The sequence below is a fragment of the Mycolicibacterium grossiae genome, from assembly GCF_008329645.1.
Classification (GTDB): Bacteria; Actinomycetota; Actinomycetes; order Mycobacteriales; family Mycobacteriaceae; genus Mycobacterium; species Mycobacterium grossiae.
On the sequence record NZ_CP043474.1, the window covers coordinates 3,719,362 to 3,738,692 of the forward strand.

The 19,331-nt window shown below is 71.8% G+C and carries 21 protein-coding genes; 18 read left to right on the plus strand and 3 right to left on the minus strand.

What is annotated here, in order from left to right; genetic code table 11:
• Positions 1-68 precede the first annotated feature (68 nt).
• Positions 69-380, minus strand: coding sequence for a GlsB/YeaQ/YmgE family stress response membrane protein (locus FZ046_RS18000; RefSeq protein ID WP_070354014.1), 312 nt, complete (start codon positions 378-380; stop codon positions 69-71).
• A gap of 97 nt (positions 381-477) precedes the next feature.
• Here FZ046_RS18000 and FZ046_RS18005 point away from each other — a divergent pair, with 97 nt between their 5' ends.
• From FZ046_RS18005 to aroQ, 10 genes are all read left to right on the plus strand, one after another.
• Positions 478-879, plus strand: coding sequence for a secondary thiamine-phosphate synthase enzyme YjbQ (locus FZ046_RS18005; protein ID WP_070353978.1), 402 nt, complete (start codon positions 478-480; stop codon positions 877-879).
• A 109-nt stretch (positions 880-988) separates the two neighbouring features.
• Positions 989-3,691 (plus strand): alanine--tRNA ligase, encoded by a 2,703-nt coding sequence (gene alaS, locus FZ046_RS18010; RefSeq protein ID WP_070353977.1) that lies wholly within the window; start codon positions 989-991, stop codon positions 3,689-3,691.
• 5 nt (positions 3,692-3,696) lie between these two features.
• Positions 3,697-4,203, plus strand: coding sequence for a Holliday junction resolvase RuvX (gene ruvX / locus FZ046_RS18015; RefSeq protein WP_070353976.1), 507 nt, complete (start codon positions 3,697-3,699; stop codon positions 4,201-4,203).
• Positions 4,196-5,467, plus strand: a complete 1,272-nt coding sequence (locus tag FZ046_RS18020) for an endolytic transglycosylase MltG (protein ID WP_070353975.1) — start codon at positions 4,196-4,198, stop codon at positions 5,465-5,467. The genes ruvX and FZ046_RS18020 overlap by 8 nt, the downstream gene beginning before the upstream one ends.
• Positions 5,467-6,252 (plus strand): shikimate dehydrogenase, encoded by a 786-nt coding sequence (locus FZ046_RS18025; protein ID WP_070353974.1) that lies wholly within the window; start codon positions 5,467-5,469, stop codon positions 6,250-6,252. The genes FZ046_RS18020 and FZ046_RS18025 overlap by 1 nt, the downstream gene beginning before the upstream one ends.
• Before the next feature lie 9 nt (positions 6,253-6,261).
• A complete protein-coding gene (locus FZ046_RS18030; protein ID WP_176749580.1) occupies positions 6,262-6,687 on the plus strand; it encodes a prepilin peptidase in 426 nt (141 codons plus the stop codon).
• 72 nt (positions 6,688-6,759) lie between these two features.
• On the plus strand, positions 6,760-7,968 hold the full coding sequence (aroC, locus tag FZ046_RS18035; protein WP_070353973.1) for a chorismate synthase: 1,209 nt from the start codon (positions 6,760-6,762) through the stop codon (positions 7,966-7,968).
• A complete protein-coding gene (locus FZ046_RS18040) occupies positions 7,968-8,606 on the plus strand; it encodes a shikimate kinase (protein ID WP_070353972.1) in 639 nt (212 codons plus the stop codon). Before aroC ends, FZ046_RS18040 begins: the two co-directional genes overlap by 1 nt.
• Entirely contained in the window at positions 8,599-9,681 is a 1,083-nt protein-coding gene (gene aroB, locus FZ046_RS18045; RefSeq protein WP_070353971.1) for a 3-dehydroquinate synthase, read from the plus strand. Before FZ046_RS18040 ends, aroB begins: the two co-directional genes overlap by 8 nt.
• A complete protein-coding gene (gene aroQ, locus FZ046_RS18050; RefSeq protein WP_070353970.1) occupies positions 9,678-10,115 on the plus strand; it encodes a type II 3-dehydroquinate dehydratase in 438 nt (145 codons plus the stop codon). Before aroB ends, aroQ begins: the two co-directional genes overlap by 4 nt.
• Before the next feature lie 110 nt (positions 10,116-10,225).
• Here the strand turns inward: aroQ and FZ046_RS18055 are convergent, their stop codons facing one another.
• Positions 10,226-10,858 (minus strand): B-4DMT family transporter, encoded by a 633-nt coding sequence (locus FZ046_RS18055; protein WP_083298311.1) that lies wholly within the window; start codon positions 10,856-10,858, stop codon positions 10,226-10,228.
• Between the two features lie 33 nt (positions 10,859-10,891).
• On the opposite strand from FZ046_RS18055, the gene FZ046_RS18060 reads away from it, so the two are divergent.
• From FZ046_RS18060 to FZ046_RS18075, 4 genes are all read left to right on the plus strand, one after another.
• Positions 10,892-11,983, plus strand: coding sequence for an aminopeptidase P family protein (locus FZ046_RS18060; protein WP_070353969.1), 1,092 nt, complete (start codon positions 10,892-10,894; stop codon positions 11,981-11,983).
• A 24-nt stretch (positions 11,984-12,007) separates the two neighbouring features.
• On the plus strand, positions 12,008-12,571 hold the full coding sequence (gene efp, locus FZ046_RS18065; protein ID WP_070353968.1) for an elongation factor P: 564 nt from the start codon (positions 12,008-12,010) through the stop codon (positions 12,569-12,571).
• Positions 12,564-13,061: a transcription antitermination factor NusB gene (gene nusB / locus FZ046_RS18070; protein ID WP_070353967.1), complete on the plus strand. Its 498-nt coding sequence runs from the start codon at positions 12,564-12,566 to the stop codon at positions 13,059-13,061. The genes efp and nusB overlap by 8 nt, the downstream gene beginning before the upstream one ends.
• 106 nt (positions 13,062-13,167) lie before the next feature.
• Positions 13,168-14,574, plus strand: a complete 1,407-nt coding sequence (locus tag FZ046_RS18075) for an amino acid permease (protein WP_070353966.1) — start codon at positions 13,168-13,170, stop codon at positions 14,572-14,574.
• Here the strand turns inward: FZ046_RS18075 and FZ046_RS18080 are convergent.
• A complete protein-coding gene (locus FZ046_RS18080) occupies positions 14,556-15,776 on the minus strand; it encodes a serine hydrolase domain-containing protein (RefSeq protein ID WP_070354012.1) in 1,221 nt (406 codons plus the stop codon). The genes FZ046_RS18075 and FZ046_RS18080 overlap by 19 nt on opposite strands.
• 127 nt (positions 15,777-15,903) lie before the next feature.
• Between FZ046_RS18080 and pyrR the strand changes: the two genes are divergently transcribed.
• The 4 genes from pyrR to FZ046_RS18100 are packed head-to-tail and all read left to right on the plus strand — an operon-like array spanning position 15,904 to position 19,323.
• Positions 15,904-16,497, plus strand: a complete 594-nt coding sequence (pyrR, locus tag FZ046_RS18085; RefSeq protein ID WP_070353965.1) for a bifunctional pyr operon transcriptional regulator/uracil phosphoribosyltransferase PyrR — start codon at positions 15,904-15,906, stop codon at positions 16,495-16,497.
• Positions 16,494-17,456 (plus strand): aspartate carbamoyltransferase catalytic subunit, encoded by a 963-nt coding sequence (locus FZ046_RS18090; protein WP_070353964.1) that lies wholly within the window; start codon positions 16,494-16,496, stop codon positions 17,454-17,456. Before pyrR ends, FZ046_RS18090 begins: the two co-directional genes overlap by 4 nt.
• The gene (locus FZ046_RS18095) at positions 17,453-18,790 is read left to right on the plus strand and encodes a dihydroorotase (protein ID WP_070353963.1); all 1,338 of its coding nucleotides are present in this window, start codon (positions 17,453-17,455) and stop codon (positions 18,788-18,790) included. The genes FZ046_RS18090 and FZ046_RS18095 overlap by 4 nt, the downstream gene beginning before the upstream one ends.
• On the plus strand, positions 18,787-19,323 hold the full coding sequence (locus tag FZ046_RS18100) for a PH-like domain-containing protein (RefSeq protein WP_070353962.1): 537 nt from the start codon (positions 18,787-18,789) through the stop codon (positions 19,321-19,323). Before FZ046_RS18095 ends, FZ046_RS18100 begins: the two co-directional genes overlap by 4 nt.
• Positions 19,324-19,331 lie beyond the last annotated feature (8 nt).

Below are 19,331 nucleotides of genomic sequence, written 5' to 3' on the forward strand. Positions count from 1 at the left end.
GGTGTCGATTCTGCCGAACCCGACGGCAACGCATCGCGGTACGCACACCATGGGGTGCGCACCAATTCTCAGCGGCGCAGCAGCCCGCTGCGACGGCGGCCGAAGCCGGTGCTGCGGCGTCCGCCCATGATGCTGGCGACGAGCGCGACGCCGAGCGCGGCCACGACGACCTGAACGAGCAGCTCCATCCAGTCGATGCCGTTGGTGGCAGTCGGGATGCCGAGCGCGCGTGCCAGGGCGGTGCCGACCAGCGCGGAGACGATGCCGACGAGGATCGTCACGAGGGCGCCGATGTTCTGTCGGCCCGGCACGACGAGCCGGCCCAGAACGCCGACGACGATGCCGATGAGGATTGCGGTTATGATGCCGGTGATGGTCATGTCTTCCTCCAGCGAGACGGTGTGAAGGAGCAGTACCCGGCCCGCCGACGGAATAAGCACGAACGTCAATCCGGATGGGGGTCGTACGCTCGGACACGTGCACACCGACGTCCTCGACGTGACCACCGCCGACCGCCGCACCGTCGACCTCACCGACGAGGTGCGCGCGTTCTGCTCCGGCCGCGGGGACGGTCTGCTCAACGTCTTCGTCCCGCACGCCACCGCCGGCGTCGCGATCTTCGAGACCGGTGCGGGCAGCGACGCCGACGTGGTGGACGCCCTGGAGCGGCTGCTGCCCCGCGACGACCGGTACGTGCACGCGCACGGCTCGCCGGGCCACGGTGCCGACCACGTCCTGCCGGCACTGGTCGCACCGTCGATCACGGTGCCGGTGGCCGACGGCCGGCCGCTGCTCGGCACCTGGCAGAGCATCGTGCTCGTCGACCTCAACCGCGACAACGCGCGGCGCGAGGTACGTCTCAGTTTCGTCGGCGGCTGACCTGTCGGCCGGTGGCCGCCCGACCGGTACTGTTATGCGGTCGCGTCGCCCCCGGCGGCGCCGGTAGGGCGGCGGGCCGTCGCGAACCAACACTTAAGGACAGCAGCACGTGCAGACACACGAGATCAGGAAGCGCTTCCTCGATCACTTCGTGAAGGCAGGCCACACCGAGGTGCCCAGCGCCTCGGTGATCCTCGACGACCCGAACCTGCTGTTCGTCAACGCCGGCATGGTGCAGTTCGTGCCGTTCTTCCTCGGCGCGCGCACCGCGCCGTGGGACCGGGCGACCAGCGTGCAGAAGTGCATCCGCACGCCGGACATCGACGAGGTCGGCATCACCACCCGGCACAACACCTTCTTCCAGATGGCCGGCAACTTCAGCTTCGGCGACTACTTCAAGAAGGGCGCCATCGAGTTCGCCTGGACGCTGCTGACGAACCCGACCGACCAGGGCGGCTACGGCTTCGACCCGGAGCGGCTGTGGGCCACGGTCTACCTCGACGACGACGAGGCCATCGAGCTGTGGCAGGAGGTCGCCGGGCTGCCCGCCGAGCGGATCCAGCGCCGCGGCATGGCCGACAACTACTGGTCGATGGGCATCCCCGGCCCGTGCGGTCCCTCCTCGGAGATCTACTACGACCGCGGCCCGGACTACGGCGTCGACGGCGGCCCGGAGGCCAACGAGGACCGCTACATCGAGATCTGGAACCTCGTGTTCATGCAGAACGAGCGCGGCGAGGGCACCTCGAAGGAGGACTTCGAGATCCTCGGGCCGCTGCCGCGCAAGAACATCGACACCGGCATGGGCATCGAGCGCGTCGCCTGCCTGCTCCAGGACGTCGACAACGTCTACGAGACCGACCTGCTGCGGCCGGTGATCGACCTGATGGCCGCCCGGGCGCCGCGCGGCTACGGCCAGGGCAACCACGACGACGACGTCCGCTACCGCATCATCGCCGACCACAGCCGCACCGCGGCGATCATCATCGGCGACGGCGTCAGCCCCGGCAACGAGGGCCGCGGGTACGTGCTGCGCCGCCTGCTGCGCCGCATCATCCGCGCGGCCAAGCTGCTCGGCATCGACGGCGCCGTGATGGCCGACCTGATGAGCACCGTGCGCGACGCGATGGGCCCGTCCTACCCCGAGCTGGTGAGCGACTTCGAGCGCATCCAGCGCATCGCCGTCGCCGAGGAGACGGCGTTCACCCGGACGCTCGCCTCGGGTTCGCGGCTCTTCGCCGACGCCGCCGACGCGACGCGTGCCTCCGGCGCCACGGTGCTGTCCGGCGCCGACGCCTTCACCCTGCACGACACCTACGGCTTCCCGATCGAGTTGACGCTCGAGATGGCGTCCGAGGCGGGGCTCTCGGTGGACGAGGAGGGCTTCCGCGGCCTGATGGCCGAGCAGCGGCAGCGCGCCAAGGCCGACGCCGCGGCCCGCAAGCACGCCCACGCCGACCTGTCGGCCTACCGCGAACTCGTCGATGCCGGACCCACCGAGTTCACCGGCTTCGACGAACTGTCCTCCGACGCCCGCATCCTCGGCATCTTCGTCGACGGCCGGCGCGTCCCGGTGGTGTCGCACTCGGCCGGCGGGGACGCCCCGCCCGCGGACCGCATCGAGCTGGTACTGGACCGCACGCCGCTCTACGCCGAGTCCGGCGGCCAGATCTCCGACGTCGGCAGCATCGTCGGCACCGGCGCGAGCGCGACGGCCAAGGCGGCCGTCACCGACGTCCAGAAGATCGCCAAGACGCTGTTCGTGCACCGGGTCACCGTCGAGTCCGGCGAGTTCGTCGAGGGTGACACCGTCACCGCGGCCGTCGACCCGAAGTGGCGCCACGGTGCCACCCAGGGCCACTCCGGCACGCACATGGTGCACGCAGCGCTGCGCCAGGTGCTGGGGCCGAACGCCGTTCAGGCGGGCTCGCTGAACCGGCCCGGATACCTGCGCTTCGACTTCAACTGGCAGGGCGCCCTGACCGACGCGCAGAAGGCCGACATCGAAGAGGTCACCAACGAGGCGGTCGAGGCCGACTTCGCGGTGCACACGTTCCACACCGAACTCGACAAGGCCAAGGCCATGGGCGCCATGGCGCTGTTCGGGGAGAACTATCCCGACGAGGTGCGCGTCGTCGAGATCGGCGGACCGTTCTCGCTCGAACTGTGCGGCGGCACGCACGTCCGCAACTCGGCCCAGATCGGCCCGGTGACCATCCTCGGCGAGTCGTCGGTCGGCTCCGGCGTGCGGCGCGTCGAGGCCTACGTCGGCCTCGACTCGTTCCGGCACCTGGCCAAGGAGCGCGCCCTGATGGCGGGCCTCGCCTCGTCGCTCAAGGTGCCGTCGGAGGAGGTGCCGGCGCGCGTCGCGAACCTGGTGGAGCGGCTGCGCGCCGCCGAGAAGGAACTCGACCGCGTGCGCCTCGCCAACGCCCGCGCGGCCGCGGCCAACGCCGCCGCCGGTGCGGAGCTGGTGGGTAAGGTCCGTCTCGTGGCACAGCGCATGGCCGGCGGGATCTCCGGTGCCGACCTTCGCAGCCTCGTCGGCGACGTTCGCGGCAAGCTGGGCTCCGATCCCGGCGTGGTGGCCCTGATCGCCGAGGGCGACGGCGGCTCGGTGCCCTACGTCGTCGCGGTCAACGCGGGCGCGCAGGACCTCGGACTGAATGCGAACGACCTGGTGAAGGCGCTGGGCGCCGCGGTCGGCGGTCGCGGCGGGGGCAAGGCGGACCTGGCGCAGGGCTCCGGCAGCGACGCCTCGGGCATCGACGCGGCACTGGCCGCGGTGCGCGCCGAGGTCGGCCGGAGCTAGCGTCCGTGACCGATACCGACGACCGCCAGCCCGATCGTCCCGGGCGTTCGGATCCCGGACGGGGACGACGGCTCGGCATCGACGTCGGCACGGTCCGCATCGGCGTCGCCACCTGTGACCCCGACGGCATCCTGGCCACACCGGTCGAGACCGTGCGGCGCGATCGGACGGACAAGCACGTGAAGCGGATCGCCCGGCTCGTCGACGAACTCGAGGTCGTCGAGGTCGTCGTCGGTCTGCCGCGCACGCTGGCCGACCGCGCCGGCTCCTCGGCCCGCGACGCCGTGGCCGTCGCCGACGCGCTGTCCACCCGCATCGCGCCCGTGCCGGTGCGGATGACCGACGAACGACTCACCACCGTGACGGCTCAGCGTTCCCTGCGTGAAGCGGGCGTGCGCGCGAAGGGACAGAGGGCGATGATCGACCAGGCTGCGGCCGTGGGTATTCTGCAGAACTGGCTGGATCAGCGGCGGCATGCGCTGGCGGCGGGGGACGACTCCGACGATGTCTGACGGCCCCGAGGAGCAGACCGAATACTGGCCCCGCGACCGGCAGCAGCCGACGGCGGTGGGCCGCCCACGGCGCACCATGAGCCGCACCGAGCGGGCCCGCGCCGCGCGCGCACGACGCCGGCGCCGCACCATGACCGGCGTGGCGATCGGTGCGCTGATCGTCGTCGTCATCGGCGCGGTGTTCCTGGGGTCGCGACTGTGGCACGGGCTGTTCGGCACCGGGGACGACTACGCCGGCGGCGGCGTGCAGGACATCGTCATCCAGGTCCGCAGCGGCGACTCCACGACCGCCATCGGCCAGACGCTCAAGGACGCCAACGTGGTGGCCACGCCGAAGGCCTTCGTGTCCGCGGCCACCGGCAACTCGGCGATCACCTCGATCCAGCCGGGTTACTACAAGGTGCGCACCGAGATCCCAGCCGCCGACGCCGTCACCCGGCTGGCCGACCCGCAGAACCGGGTGGGCCGTCTGGTGATCCCCGAGGGGCGCCAGCTCGACGACACCGCCGACGTGCGCACCAAGGCGGTGACCGACGGCATCTTCAGCCTCATCTCGAAGGCCACCTGCGTGGACCTCGACGGCACGCAGCGCTGCGTCCCCGCCGAGCAGTTGAAGGAGGCGGCCGGGAGGTCCGACCCCGCAGCGCTGTCGATCCCGGCGTGGGCGGCGCAGCCGGTGGCCGCGCTCGGTGACGATCACCGCCGCATCGAGGGCCTCATCGCGCCGGGCACCTGGGACGTCGACCCGTCGGCTGCGCCGCAGGACATCCTCGCCAGGCTCATCGCCTCGAGCGTCGCGCAGTACGAGGCGGGGGGCCTGCTCGACGCGGGTGCGGCGGGGAACCTGTCGCCGTACGAGATCCTCACCGTCGCGTCGCTGGTGCAGAAGGAGTCGCTGCCCGCCGATTTCGCGAAGGTCGCGCGCGTCATCTACAACCGGCTCAACGACCCGACGCACCGCCGCCTCGAGTTCGACTCGACGGTGAACTATGCGCTCGACCGGCAGGAGGTCGCCACCACTGACGCCGACCGCGGACGCCAGACCCCGTGGAACACCTACGCCATGGAGGGCCTGCCGGCGACGCCGATCTGCTCGCCCGGCCAACCGGCACTGGCCGCCGCCGAACGGCCCGAGCCCGGCGACTGGCTGTTCTTCGTGACGATCGACAAGCAGGGCACGACGCTCTTCACGCGCGACTACACCCAGCATCTCGCCAACATCGAGGTGGCGCTGCGCAACGGCGTGCTGGACAGCGCGCGGTAGTGGAGGCACGCCGGGCCGCGGTCCTGGGATCGCCCATCGCGCACTCCAGGTCCCCGCAGCTGCACCTCGCCGCCTACCGCGCGCTCGGGCTGACCGACTGGACCTACGAGCGCATCGAATGCACGGCCGAGCGGCTGCCGGCGTTGATCGCGGGCTTCGGGCCGGAGTGGGTCGGCCTCTCGGTGACCATGCCGGGTAAGTTCGCCGCGCTCGCGGCGGCCGACGAACGCACGGCGCGGGCCGAACTCGTCGGATCGGCCAACACGCTGGTGCGCACCGCGACGGGCTGGCGCGCCGACAACACCGACGTCGACGGCGTCACCGGGGCGCTGGGTCCGGTGGCCGGAGCGGCTGCCGTACTCGGTTCCGGCGGCACCGCCCCCGCGGCCGTCGTGGCGCTCGCCGATCTCGGCGTGTCCGAGATCGTGGTGGTCGCCCGCGATCCTGCGAAGGCCGCGGCCCTCGTCGCGCTGGGCGAGCGGCTCGGCACGTCCACCCGCTGGCTCGCCCTGGGGGAGCCGGTCGGCGACGTCGCCGCCGTGGTCAGCACCATCCCGGCCGACGTCGCGGCGATCCACGCCGACACCGTGGCCGGGGTCCCGCTGCTGCTCGACGCGATCTACGACCCGTGGCCGACGCCGCTGGCGACGGCCGTGGCGGCCGCCGGCGGCCGAGTGATCAGCGGGCTGCAGATGCTGCTGCACCAGGCCTACGCCCAGGTGGAGCAGTTCACCGGGCTGCCCGCGCCGAAAGACGTGATGGGAGAGGCGTTGCGGCGGGCCTAGGCTCGGTCCGTGGGGGTGGCGATCGCTGTCGCGGTGCTGGCGTGGCTGGCCGCGCTGTGCGCATACGACCTGGCGCACACCCGGTTGCCCAACCGGCTGACGCTGCCCGGGGCGCTCGTCATCCTCGTCGGCGCGGCATTCCTCGGCCGTGGCGGCCCCGCGCTCCTGGGCGCCTGCGCACTGGCCGGGATGTACCTCGTCGTGCACGCCGTCGCGCCGGCCGGCATGGGCGCCGGCGACGTCAAGCTGGCGCTGGGCACCGGCGGACTGACCGGAGCGTGGGGCGTGGACGCCTGGCTGCTGGCGGCGCTCGCCGCGCCGGTGGTCACCGTGGCGGTGGCGATTCCGTTGCGGCGCCGGTCGGTGCCGCACGGTCCCGGGATGTGCCTGGCGACGGCCGTCGCGCTCGGGCTGGCGTGGGCCGGGAGCGGCTGACGCCTCCGCGGCGTGGGCCGACGCCTTCGGCGGTTTTCACTGCACCGACCACCGCGTGGGAGAATCGGACCCGTGTTGCGATGGACTACTGCCGGTGAATCCCACGGGCGCGCGTTGGTGGCCGTGATCGAGGGCATGGTCGCCGGGGTGCGCGTCACGTCGGACGACATCGCTGCCGAACTCAAGCGGCGCCGGCTCGGTTACGGGCGCGGCGCGCGGATGAAGTTCGAGGCCGACGAGGTGACCATCCTCGCCGGCGTGCGTCACGGGGTCACCCTCGGCGGTCCGATCGCCATCCAGATCGGCAACACCGAGTGGCCCAAGTGGGAGACGGTGATGGCCGCCGACCCCGTCGACGAGGCCGACCTGGACGTCGCGCGCAACGCGCCGCTCACCCGGCCCCGCCCGGGCCACGCCGACTACGCGGGCATGCTGAAGTACGGCTTCGACGACGCACGCCCGGTGCTCGAGCGGGCCAGCGCCCGCGAGACCGCGGCCCGCGTCGCCGCCGGCACCGTCGCCCGGGCGTTCCTGCGTCAGGCGCTCGGCGTCGAGGTGCTCTCGCACGTCGTGTCCATCGGTGCGTCGGAGCCCTACGACGGTCCGACCCCGGGGCCCGCGGACCTCGCCGCCATCGACGACAGCCCCGTGCGGGCATACGACGCCGAGACCGAGAAGCGGATGATCGCCGAGATCGAGGCGGCCAAGAAGGACGGCGACACCCTCGGCGGTGTCGTCGAGGTGGTCGCCGCCGGCCTGCCGATCGGCCTCGGCTCCTTCACCAGCGGCGACGACCGGCTCGACAGCCAGCTCGCGGGCGCCGTCATGGGCATTCAGGCCATCAAGGGCGTCGAGATCGGCGACGGGTTCCAGACCGCGCGCCGCCGCGGCAGCGTCGCCCACGACGAGATCCATCCCGGGCCCGACGGCGTGCTGCGCTCCACCAACCGCGCCGGTGGGCTCGAGGGCGGCATGACCAACGGCCAGGCCGTGCGGGTGCGCGCCGCGATGAAGCCGATCTCCACCGTGCCGCGCGCGCTCGCCACCATCGACATGGCCACCGGTGACGAGGCCGTCGCCATCCACCAGCGCTCCGACGTGTGCGCGGTGCCCGCGGCCGGCGTCGTCGTCGAGACCATGGTGGCGCTGGTGCTGGCCCGCGCCGCGCTGGCCAAGTTCGGCGGCGACTCGCTGACCGAGACCCGCACCAACGTCGAGGGCTACCTGCAGTCCGTGCGCAGCCGTCAGCCGGGCGCCGAGCCCGCCGAGGCCGTCGGCTGATGGCCCCCAAGGCGGTCCTCGTGGGCATGCCCGGTTCGGGCAAGTCCACCATCGGTCGCCGCCTCGCCAAGGCCCTCGGCGTGCCACTGCTCGACACCGACGTCAAGATCGTCGAGACCACCGGCCGCAGCATCGCCGACATCTTCGTCGACGGGGAGGCCGAGTTCCGGCGCATCGAGGCCGACGTCGTGCGGGCCGCGCTCGCCGAGCACGACGGCGTCGTGTCGCTCGGCGGCGGTGCGGTGACATCGCCCGCCGTCCGCGAGGCGCTCGCCGGACACACCGTGGTGTACCTCGAGATCAGTGCCGCCGAGGGTGTGCGCCGCACGTCCGGCGGCGGCCGGCCGCTGCTCGCCGGCGGCGACCCCGACGCGAAGTACCGCGCGCTGATGGCCGAGCGGACCCCGCTGTTCCGCGAGGTCGCCACGCTGCGGGTGAACACCAACCGGCGCAACCCGGGTGCGGTGGTGCGCCACATCGTGCACCGGCTCGAGTGCGCCGGCCGCGACCAGCCGATGCGGCGGCGCCGCCGACCCGCCTGGCGGCGGCTGCCCACCGTCCTCAATCCCGGTCCCACCAACGGGACGCCGCCGAGCCCCCCGGCGCTGGCCCGCCGAGCGGAAGCGCGCAATGACTGAACCCGTGACCGTCGACGTCCTGGTCGACCGGCCGTACCCCGTCATCATCGGGACCGGTCTGCTCGACGACCTCACCCGCGTGCTGGCCGGACGCCACAAGGTGGCCATCCTGCACCAGCCGACGCTGACGGTGACCGCCGAGGCGATCCGGAACGCGCTCGCGCAGAACGGCATCGACGCGCACCGCATCGAGATCCCGGACGCCGAGAGCGGCAAGGAACTGCCGGTCCTCGGCTTCATCTGGGAAGTGTTGGGCCGCATCGGCATCGGCCGCAAGGACGCCGTCGTGAGCCTCGGCGGGGGAGCAGCCACCGACGTCGCGGGCTTCGCCGCCGCCACCTGGCTGCGCGGCATTGACGTGGTGCACGTGCCCACCACGCTGCTCGGCATGGTGGACGCGGCGGTCGGTGGCAAGACCGGCATCAACACCGACGCGGGCAAGAACCTGGTCGGCGCGTTCCACCAGCCGCTCGCCGTCCTGGTCGACCTCGCCACGCTGGAGACGTTGCCGCGCAACGAGATCGTGGCCGGCATGGCGGAGGTCGTCAAGGCGGGCTTCATCGCCGACCCGGTGATCCTCGACATGATCGAGGCCGACCCGGAGGCCGCGCTGGACCCCACCGGCACCGTGCTGCCGGAGCTGATCCGGCGTGCCGTCGCCGTCAAGGCCGAGGTGGTCGCCGCCGACGAGAGGGAGTCGGCGCTGCGCGAGATCCTCAACTACGGCCACACCCTCGCCCACGCCATCGAGCGGCGCGAGCGCTACCAGTGGCGCCACGGTGCCGCCGTGTCCGTAGGGTTGGTGTTCGCCGCCGAACTCGGCCGTCTCGCAGGGCGTCTCGACGACGAGACCGCCGACCGGCACCGCACCGTGCTGACATCGCTGGGCCTGCCCATCGACTACGACGCCGACGCGCTGCCGCAGCTGCTGGAATACATGGCGGGGGACAAGAAGTCGCGGTCCGGCGTGCTCCGCTTCGTCGTCCTCGACGGGCTCGCGAAGCCCGGCCGGCTGGAGGGACCCGACCCGGCGCTGCTGGCCGCCGCCTACTCCGAGATCGGAACCCGGGCGTGAGCGCCGCGACGGTCAACGTCATCAACGGGCCCAACCTCGGCCGGCTCGGCAAGCGCGAACCCGCGGTGTACGGCAGCACCACCCACGACGACCTCGTCACGCTGATCGAGGGCGAGGCCGCCGAGCTGGGTCTCGCCGTGCGGGTGCGCCAGTCCGACAGCGAGGCCGAGCTGCTCGGCTGGATCCACGACGCCGCCGACGCGGGCGAGGCCGTCATCCTCAACGCCGGGGCGTTCACGCACACTTCGATCGCGCTGCGCGACGCGTGCTCCGAGCTGACGGCCCCGCTCATCGAGGTGCACATCTCGAACGTGCACGCCCGCGAGGAGTTCCGCCACCACTCCTACCTCAGCGCCATCGCCACCGGCGTGATCGTTGGCCTCGGCGTGCAGGGCTACCTGCTCGCGCTGCGGTACCTCGCCGCGCAGACCTGACGGGAGCGCGTGCGGTCGGTCTGCGCGCCGAGACTTCACTTGGTGACGGATTCGGCGCGAATTCCGTCATCTTCTGAAGTCTCGCGACGGTGCGCGGCCCTCAGCGAGGCCTACGGCTGCTGACGGCCCCGGTCGGTGTCGGCTTCCGAGCCGGCTTCCTCGGACTCGCGCGGGCTGGTCACCGTCGAGGTGAGGTGGTCGGTGCGGGCGGCCTCGGCGCCCTCACGCGACGAATCCTCGTCCGGGTAGTCCCGGGCACCGACGGCGGCGAACACATCGGTGTCGGCGCGGTCGTCGTCGGCACCGCGGCGCTGCACCGGCGGGGCCTTGCGGTCCACCAGGAAGCGGCCCAGCGAGACGCCGGCGACGGCGAACACGAACGTCACCAGCGCCGTGAACGCCGCGAACGTCGTCACTTCGTTGAGTAGGCCCTCGGCGTACACGTTGTCGTAGAACAGCGAGATGAACCATGCGACGGCCCCGCTGACGATGCCGGCGAACAGGCCGGCCAGCAGCCACGTCATCGCGAGGTCGCCGCGACGGTCGGGGTCGGGGTTGCGGCGGGCGTCCGCGCGGCCGTCGGCCAACCCCCAGATGAAGGCCGCGATGGCGAAGAGCACGACCAGCGTGATGCTGATGATCAGCGCCTGCGTCTCGAACGCGTTGATGAGGGCGCCCTGCAGGAGCCGGACGACGACCATCAGCGCAGCGAACACCAGTCCGCGCAGCAACCACTTGCTCATGGGGGCACAGCGTAGCGAGTAGCGTCGAGGGTCGTGACGATTTCCCACCGCAGGGACCGCCTGCGTCGCCGGCTGCGGTCCGCCGAGCTGGACGCACTGCTGGTCACGGACCTGGTGAACGTGCGTTATCTGTCCGGATTCACCGGCTCGAACGCCGCGTTGCTCATCCGCGCCGACGACGAGGTGCCGGTGCTGGCGACCGACGGCCGGTACGTCACCCAGGCCGCCGCGCAGGCGCCCGACGCCGAACTGGTCATCGAACGGGCCTGCGGACCTCAGCTCGCCGCCAAGGCCGCCGCGTCCGGCGTCCGCAGGCTCGGCTTCGAGAGCCACGTACTGACCGTGGACGGCTTCGCGCAGCTGCAGAAGGCGGCGGGCGACCTCGACTTCGTCCGGGCGGCCGGAACGGTGGAGGCGCTGCGCGAGGTGAAGGACGCCGGCGAGATCGCCCTGCTGCGACTGGCCTGCGAGGCGGCCGACGCGGCGCTGGCCGACCTCGTCGCCGCCGGCGGGCTGCGACCGGGCCGCACCGAGAAGGAGGTGGCGCGCGAACTCGAGTCCCGCATGCTCGACCACGGCGCCGACGGCCCGTCCTTCGAGACCATCGTCGCCGCGGGCGCCAACTCGGCGATCCCGCACCACCGCCCGACCGAGGCGGTCCTCGCCGCCGGCGACTTCGTGAAGATCGACTTCGGCGCCCTGGTCGCGGGCTACCACTCCGACATGACGCGCACGTTCGTCCTGGCGCCCATCGCGCAGTGGCAGCGCGACGTCTACGACCTGGTGGCCACCGCCCAGCGCGCCGGGCGCGAGGCGCTCGCGGCGGGCGTGGTGCTGCGCGACGTCGACGGCGCATCACGGCAGGTCATCGCCGACGCGGGGTTCGCCGAGAACTTCGGCCACGGGCTCGGCCACGGCGTCGGACTGCAGATCCACGAAGCGCCGGGGATCAGCGCGTCGTCCGCCGGTACACTGCTTGCTGGCTCCGCGGTCACCGTGGAACCCGGCGTCTACTTCCCCGGCCGCGGGGGCGTCCGCATCGAGGACACCCTGGTCGTCGGTGGGGAGGAAGCGCCCACGCCAGAATTGCTCACCCGGTTCCCCAAGGAACTCGCGATTCTCTAAACAAGATCAGGAGTAGTACCCAACGTGGCATCGACCGCAGACTTCAAGAACGGACTCGTCCTGCAGATCGACGGTCAGCTGTGGCAGATCATCGAGTTCCAGCACGTCAAGCCCGGCAAGGGCCCGGCGTTCGTGCGGACCAAGCTGAAGAACGTGCTGTCCGGCAAGGTGGTCGACAAGACCTACAACGCGGGCGTGAAGGTGGAGACCGCCACGGTGGACCGCCGCGACGCGACCTACCTCTACCGCGACGGCAGCTACTTCGTCTTCATGGACTCCGAGGATTACGAGCAGCACCCGCTGCCGGAGTCGCTCGTCGGCAACGCCGCCAACTTCCTGCTCGAGAGCATGCCGGTGCAGATCGCCTTCCACGACGGCGCGCCGCTGTACCTGGAGCTGCCGGTGACCGTCGAACTCCTCGTCGCCAGCACCGAGCCGGGCCTGCAGGGCGACCGGTCCAACGCCGGCACCAAGCCCGCCACGATGGAGACCGGCGCCGAGATCCAGGTGCCGCTGTTCATCAACACCGGTGACAAGCTGAAGGTCGATTCGCGCGACGGCAGCTACCTGGGAAGGGTCAATGCCTGACCTTGGCCGCGACGGGAAGCACCGGGGCAGGCACCAGGCCCGCAAGCGCGCCGTGGACCTGTTGTTCGAAGCCGAGGCCCGGGGCCTGACGCCTGCCGAGGTGGCCGAGGCGCGCGACGCACTCGCCGACACCGAACCCGACGTGACACCGCTGGCCCCCTACACGGTGACCGTCGCGCACGGCGTCACCGAGCAGTCCGCCCACGTCGACGACCTCATCTCCACCCACCTGCAGGGCTGGACGCTGGAACGGCTGCCCGCTGTCGACCGCGCGATCCTGCGCGTCGCGGTGTGGGAGCTGCTGCACGCCGAGGACGTCCCGGAGCCCGTCGCGGTCGACGAGGCGGTCGAGCTAGCCAAGAAGCTCTCGACCGACGAGTCGCCCGGGTTCGTCAACGGCGTCCTGGGACAGATCATGCTCGTCACCCCGCAGATCCGCGCGGCCGCCGCCGCGGTGCGCGGCGCCGCCGGCCCCGCCGAAGAGTCCTGACACCCGCCGCTCGCTCGGTGGTTTCACCGATCGGGCGGCTGGGAAGACTGCGCTGATCTTGGCTGCGCGCGCCCTGCCGGGCCGCGCCGGGAGAGGGGATGCGGTCATGAGCGGACAGGTGGACGCGGATCCGGCGGCGACGCCCGGCAACGGACTGGGCACCAGCCTCAAGTCGAGGCACATCACGATGATCTCGATCGCGGGCGTGATCGGTGCCGGCCTGTTCGTCGGCTCGGCCAACGCCATCGCCGAGGCCGGTCCGGCCGTGCTCATCTCGTACTTCCTCGCTGGGCTGCTCGTCGTCCTCGTCATGCGGATGCTGGGCGAGATGGCGACCGCCAACCCGGACACCGGCTCGTTCTCGGTGTACTCCGACCGCGCCCTGGGCCGGTGGGCGGGCTTCACCGTCGGCTGGTTGTACTGGTGGTTCTGGGTGCTCGTCATCCCGGTCGAGGCCACGGCCGCCGCGGCGATCCTCACCGACCTCGTCGGCGGCGCGCAGTGGATCTGGGCGCTGGCGGTGACGCTGCTGCTGACGATCACGAACCTCGTCAGCGTCGGCAACTACGGCGAGTTCGAGTTCTGGTTCGCGCTCATCAAGGTCGTGGCGATCGTCGCCTTCATCGGCGTCGGCGTCGCCGCCATCCTCGGCGTCATCCCCGACTCGCAGGTCAGCGGCATCCACCATCTTTGGGAGCCTGACGGGTTCATGCCCAACGGCTTCGGTGCGGTGATCGCCGGTCTGCTGATCACCATGTTCTCCTTCATGGGCACCGAGATCGTCACGATCGCCGCGGCCGAATCGAAGAACCCGGCCAAGGGCATCGGCCGGGCCGTCAACTCCGTCATCTGGCGGATCTCGCTGTTCTACCTCGGCTCGATCTTCGTCGTCGTGGCGCTGATGCCCTACGACCAGCTCACCGACGGCTCGTATCAGTCCGTGCTGCAGGCGATCGGCATCCCCGGCTCGAAGCTCATCATGGACCTCGTCATCCTCACCGCGGTGGCGTCGTGCCTGAACTCCGCGCTGTACACCGCGTCGCGCATGCTGTTCTCCCTCGGTGAGCGCCGGGACGCGCCGCAGGCCGTGCGCCGGGTGGCCGGCAACGGTGCGCCGTGGGTCGCCGTGCTGGCCTCCATGGTGGTCGGCTTCCTGGCCGTCGCGGGCAACTACCTGTTGCCGGAGAAGATCTTCGGCTACCTGTTGGCGACCAGCGGCGCGGTGGCGCTGTTCGTCTACCTCGCGATCGCCAGCAGTCAATTCGTGCTGGGCCGCCGGATGCGCGCCGACGGCGAGCGCGCGCCGGTCGCCATGTGGCTGTTCCCGTACCTCACCGTGGTCACGATCGTCGGGATCGTGGCGATCCTGGTGCTGATGGCCTTCGACCCCGATCAGCAGCAGGCGATCGGGCTCTCGGCGCTGTCCGCCGTCGTCATCATCGTCGCGGGACTGGTCGTGCAGCGCAGGCACGCCGGGCACGCCGCGGGAGACCGCTACGCGTCGAGGAGCTGATAGGTGCGCCGCACGAAGCGGGGCTGAGCCGCCTGCAGCTTCAGCAGTGAGGTGTTGCCCGCCACCGCAGCGCCGGCCGAATCCGACGTGAGGTCCGGCAGGTTCTGGATCAGGTACAGCATGATCCGGTTCGCCGACGGGTCGGCCTGCCACCACGTGCCGTAGGCGCCGGGCCAGCTGAAGGTCCCGAGACCGCCGGGCCCGTAGAGCTGACGTGACTGCGCCGCGTCGGTCACCACCGACAGGTTGAGCCCGAAACCGCGGCCGCGCCAGAACGGCATGCCGAGGAACGGCACCTTCTTCTGCTCGTCGGTGAGCCGGTTGGTGCGCATGGCGGTGACCGATTCCGGTGACAACACCCGCACGCCGTCGACGGTGCCGCCCGCCAGCAGCATGCGGGCGAAGGTCAGGTAGTCGTCGGCGGTCGACCACAGGCCGGCCCCGCCGGTGCAGAACGTCGGCGGCGTGACCGGCGCCGGACCCATCACGTCGTCGCGCAGCGTCGGCGTACCGGCCCCGTCGTCCTCGACCTTGTACATCGTGGCCGCCCGGGTCCGGCCCTCCCGCGTGACCGCGAACCCGGTGTCGCGCATGCCCAATGGGGCGAAGATCCGTTCGTCGAGCACCTGGGTGAGCGGCTTGCCCTCGATCCGTGACAGTGCGATGCCGAGCACGTCGGTGGAGTGGCTGTAGGTCATCCGCTCGCCGGGCTGGTGTGCCAGCGGCAGCTGGGCCAGTTCGGCCAACCAGTGGTCCTGGTCCTGCCGGAACATCAGGCGGCCGTAGGCCCGGTTCAGCGGCGCACCGACCGAGAAGGCGTAGGCGAGGCCGCTGCGGTGGGTCATCAGGTCGTCGAACGTGATCGGGCGGCGCGCGGGCACGGTGCGCTCGAGCGGACCGTCCGGCGTCGCGAGCACCCGCACGTCGGCCAGTTCGGGCAACCACGGCGTGACGGGGTCGTCGAGGCGGAACCGGCCCTCTTCGACCAGGGCCATCGCGGCGGCCACCGTGACCGGCTTGCTCATCGAGGCGATGCGGAAGATCGTGTCCCGCTGCATCGGCAGCCGGGCGGCGACGTCGCGGTGGCCGATCTCGTTGACCTGCAGCACCCGGTCGTCCTGCCAGACCATCGTGACCGCTCCGGACAGCAGCCCGGCGTCGACGACCTCCTGGATGGACGCGCGATTGGAATCGAGATTCATCGTCGACCAGCGTAGCCAGCGGTCGGCCGCCGCCGGCGGCGCGCCGACCCGGTGGTAGAGTTCCACCCCAGTTCGACGTCCTTTAACGATCCGTCCCGTGAGGCGGAGAAGGAGGTCCGGGTCACCCGTGTCCACTGCCCCCGCCGGCGCTTCCGCTGCCGGCTCCGACCGGGAATTGCTGTCGGCCGCGGACGTCACCCGCACCATTTCGCGCATGGCGCACCAGATCATCGAGAAGACCGCCCTCGGCGGCGCCGATGCCCCGCGCGTGCTGCTGCTCGGCATCCCCACCCGCGGCGTGACGCTCGCGGCCCGGCTCGCACGCCAGATCACCGAGTTCTCCGGCGTCGAGGTCGCCTCGGGTGCCCTCGACGTCACCCTCTACCGCGACGACCTGATGAGCAAGCCGCCCCGGCCGCTCGCCGAGACCAGCATCCCCGCCGGCGGGGTGGACGACGCGGTGGTCGTGCTCGTCGACGACGTGCTGTACTCCGGCCGCACCGTGCGCGCCGCGCTCGACGCGCTACGCGACGTTGGCCGGCCGCGCATCGTGCAACTCGCGGTGTTCGTCGACCGCGGCCACCGCGAACTGCCCATCCGCGCCGACTACGTCGGCAAGAACGTCCCCACGTCGCGCACCGACAACGTCAAGGTGCGCCTGGCCGAACACGACGGCCACGACGGCGTGCGGATCGCGAACACCGGAGGTCCCCGACGATGAGCGCCCGGCACCTGCTCTCCGCGGCGGACCTGACCCGCGACGAGGCGACCGCCATCCTCGACGACGCCGACCGGTTCGCCGAGGCGCTGCTCGGCCGCGAGGTCAAGAAGCTCCCGACGCTGCGGGGCCGCACCATCATCACGATGTTCTACGAGAACTCCACCCGCACGCGGGTGTCGTTCGAGGTCGCCGGCAAGTGGATGAGCGCCGACGTCATCAACGTCAGCGCCTCCGGTTCGTCGGTGGCCAAGGGAGAGTCGTTGCGCGACACCGCCTTGACGCTGCGGGCCGCCGGCGCCGACGCCCTGATCATCCGACACCCCGCGTCCGGTGCGGCGCAGCAACTGGCCGCCTGGACGGCCGAACCCGACCACGGCGGGCCGTGCGTCGTCAACGCCGGCGACGGCATGCACGAGCACCCCACTCAGGCCCTGCTCGACGCGCTGACCATCCGGCAGCGGCTCGGCGCCATCGAGGGCCGCCGCGTGGTGATCGTCGGCGACGTGCTGCACAGCCGCGTCGCGCGCTCCAACGTGCAGCTGCTGGCCACGCTCGGCGCCGAGGTCGTGCTGGTGGCGCCGCCGACGCTGCTGCCCGTCGGGGTGCACGGCTGGCCGGTGACCGTCTCGCACGACCTGGACGCCGAGCTGCCCGGCGCCGACGTGGTGCTGATGCTGCGGGTGCAGGCCGAGCGGATGAACGGCGGCTTCTTCCCGTCGGCGCGCGAGTACTCGGTGCGCTACGGACTGGGGGAGAAGCGCCTCGCCGGCCTCGCCGAGGATGCCGTGGTGATGCACCCGGGGCCCATGCTGCGCGGGATGGAGATCGCGTCCTCGGTGGCGGACTCGTCGAGATCGGCTGTGCTGCAACAGGTCACGAACGGGGTGCACGTGAGGATGGCGGTGCTGTTTCATCTGCTGGTGGGGGCCGACACCGATGCGGTGGGAGTGAATTCGTGAGTCTGCTGCTACGCGGCGTCCGCTGCTACGGCGAGGGCGACCCGGTCGACGTACTCGTCGCCGACGGCCAGATCGCCGACATCGGCCCGGAGCTGACCGCGCCCGAGGGCGCCGACGTCGTCGACGCACGGGGTCAGGTGTTGCTGCCCGGCTTCGTCGACCTGCACACCCACCTGCGCGAGCCCGGCCGCGAGTATGCCGAGGACATCGAGACCGGTTCGGCGGCAGCCGCTCTCGGCGGCTACACCGCCGTGTTCGCGATGGCCAACACCGACCCGGTGGCCGACAGCGTGGTGGTCACCGACCACGTCTGGCACCGCGGTCAGCAGGTCGGCCTCGTCGACGTGCACCCGGTGGGTGCCGTGACGGTGGGCCTGGGCGGCACGCAGCTGACCGAGATGGGCTTGATGGCCGCCGGCGCCGGGCGGGTGCGAATGTTCTCCGACGACGGTGTGTGCGTAGCCGATCCGCTGGTGATGCGCCGCGCGCTGGAGTACGCCACCGGGCTCGGCGTGCTGATCGCCCAGCACGCCGAGGAGCCGCGGCTGACCGCCGGCGCGGTCGCCCACGAGGGGCCCAACGCCGCGCGGCTGGGGCTCGCCGGGTGGCCACGCGCGGCCGAGGAGTCGATCGTCGCCCGCGACGCGCTGCTCGCCCGCGACGCCGGTGCGCGCGTGCACGTCTGCCACGCCTCGACCGCGGGCACCGTCGAGCTGGTGCGCTGGGCCAAGGAGCAGGGCATCGCGATCACCGCGGAGGTGACCCCGCACCACCTGCTGCTCGACGACGGCCGGCTCGCCGAGTACGACGGCCGCAACCGGGTGAACCCGCCGCTGCGCGAGGCCAGCGACGCGGTCGCGCTGCGCCAGGCGCTGGCCGACGGTGTGATCGACTGCGTCGCCACCGATCACGCGCCGCACGCCGAGCACGAGAAGATGTGCGAGTTCGCCTCCGCGCGCCCCGGCATGCTGGGCCTGCAGACCGCGCTGTCGGTGGTCGCCGAGACCATGGTCCGTCCCGGTCTGCTGTCGTGGCGCGACGTCGCGCGGGTGATGAGCGAGGCGCCCGCGGCGATCGTCGGCCTGCCCGACCAGGGCCGTCCGCTCGAGGTGGGGGAGCCGGCCAACCTCACCGTCGTCGACCCGGAGGCGACCTGGACGGTGACCGGCGCCGACCTCGCCAGCCGTTCGGCGAACACGCCCTACGAGGCGATGACGCTGCCCGCCACGGTCACGCTGACGCTGCTGCGCGGCACGGTGACCGCCCGGGACGGCATCGCGGCCAACGGTTTCGGCGCGGCCGGCCCGGCGACACGGAAGGACCTGACGTCGTGAACACCCCCACCCTCGTCGCCTCGCTGATCATGGCCGCGGTCCTGGCGGTACTCATCGCCTTCTTCATCGGGCGGATGATGCGCGGCTGGCAGCGCCGCGCGCAGCGGCAGGTCGAGATGATCGGCATGCTGCCCGGGCTGCCCGACACCGTCGGCCCGGCGCTGATCGGGGCCACCCGGGGCCTGTACCTCGGCAGCACGGTCGCCCGGCCGGATTCGCCCGCCGCCACCGCCGGATCGCCCAGCTGGCTCGACCGGATCGTCGCAGGCGACCTGGGTTTCCGCAGCAAGGCCGTCATGACCCGCTATCCGGAGGGCATCATGCTGCAGCGCAGCGGCGCCAGCCCCCTCTGGATCCCGGACGACTGCATCACCGCGATCCGTACCGAGCGGGCACTCGCGGGCAGGGCACTGACCTTCGACGGCATCCTGGCGATCCGCTGGAAGTTGCCGTCGGGCACCGAGATCGACACCGGGTTCCGCGGCGACGACCGCCGCGAGCTCGCCAAGTGGGTACAGGAGGACGCCGCGTGACGCGTGCA

Excerpts from the sequence above, each read along its gene's own strand:
- FZ046_RS18020 (WP_070353975.1), top strand. The coding sequence starts at position 4,196 with ATGTCTGACGGCCCCGAGGAGCAGACCGAATACTGGCCCCGCGACCGG.
- aroB (WP_070353971.1), top strand. The coding sequence starts at position 8,599 with ATGACTGAACCCGTGACCGTCGACGTCCTGGTCGACCGGCCGTACCCC.
- FZ046_RS18090 (WP_070353964.1), top strand. The coding sequence starts at position 16,494 with ATGAGCGCCCGGCACCTGCTCTCCGCGGCGGACCTGACCCGCGACGAG.
- nusB (WP_070353967.1), top strand. The coding sequence starts at position 12,564 with ATGCCTGACCTTGGCCGCGACGGGAAGCACCGGGGCAGGCACCAGGCC.
- FZ046_RS18080 (WP_070354012.1), bottom strand. The coding sequence starts at position 15,776 with ATGAATCTCGATTCCAATCGCGCGTCCATCCAGGAGGTCGTCGACGCC.
- FZ046_RS18055 (WP_083298311.1), bottom strand. The coding sequence starts at position 10,858 with ATGAGCAAGTGGTTGCTGCGCGGACTGGTGTTCGCTGCGCTGATGGTC.
- FZ046_RS18000 (WP_070354014.1), bottom strand. The coding sequence starts at position 380 with ATGACCATCACCGGCATCATAACCGCAATCCTCATCGGCATCGTCGTC.
- FZ046_RS18075 (WP_070353966.1), top strand. The coding sequence starts at position 13,168 with ATGAGCGGACAGGTGGACGCGGATCCGGCGGCGACGCCCGGCAACGGA.
- FZ046_RS18040 (WP_070353972.1), top strand. The coding sequence starts at position 7,968 with ATGGCCCCCAAGGCGGTCCTCGTGGGCATGCCCGGTTCGGGCAAGTCC.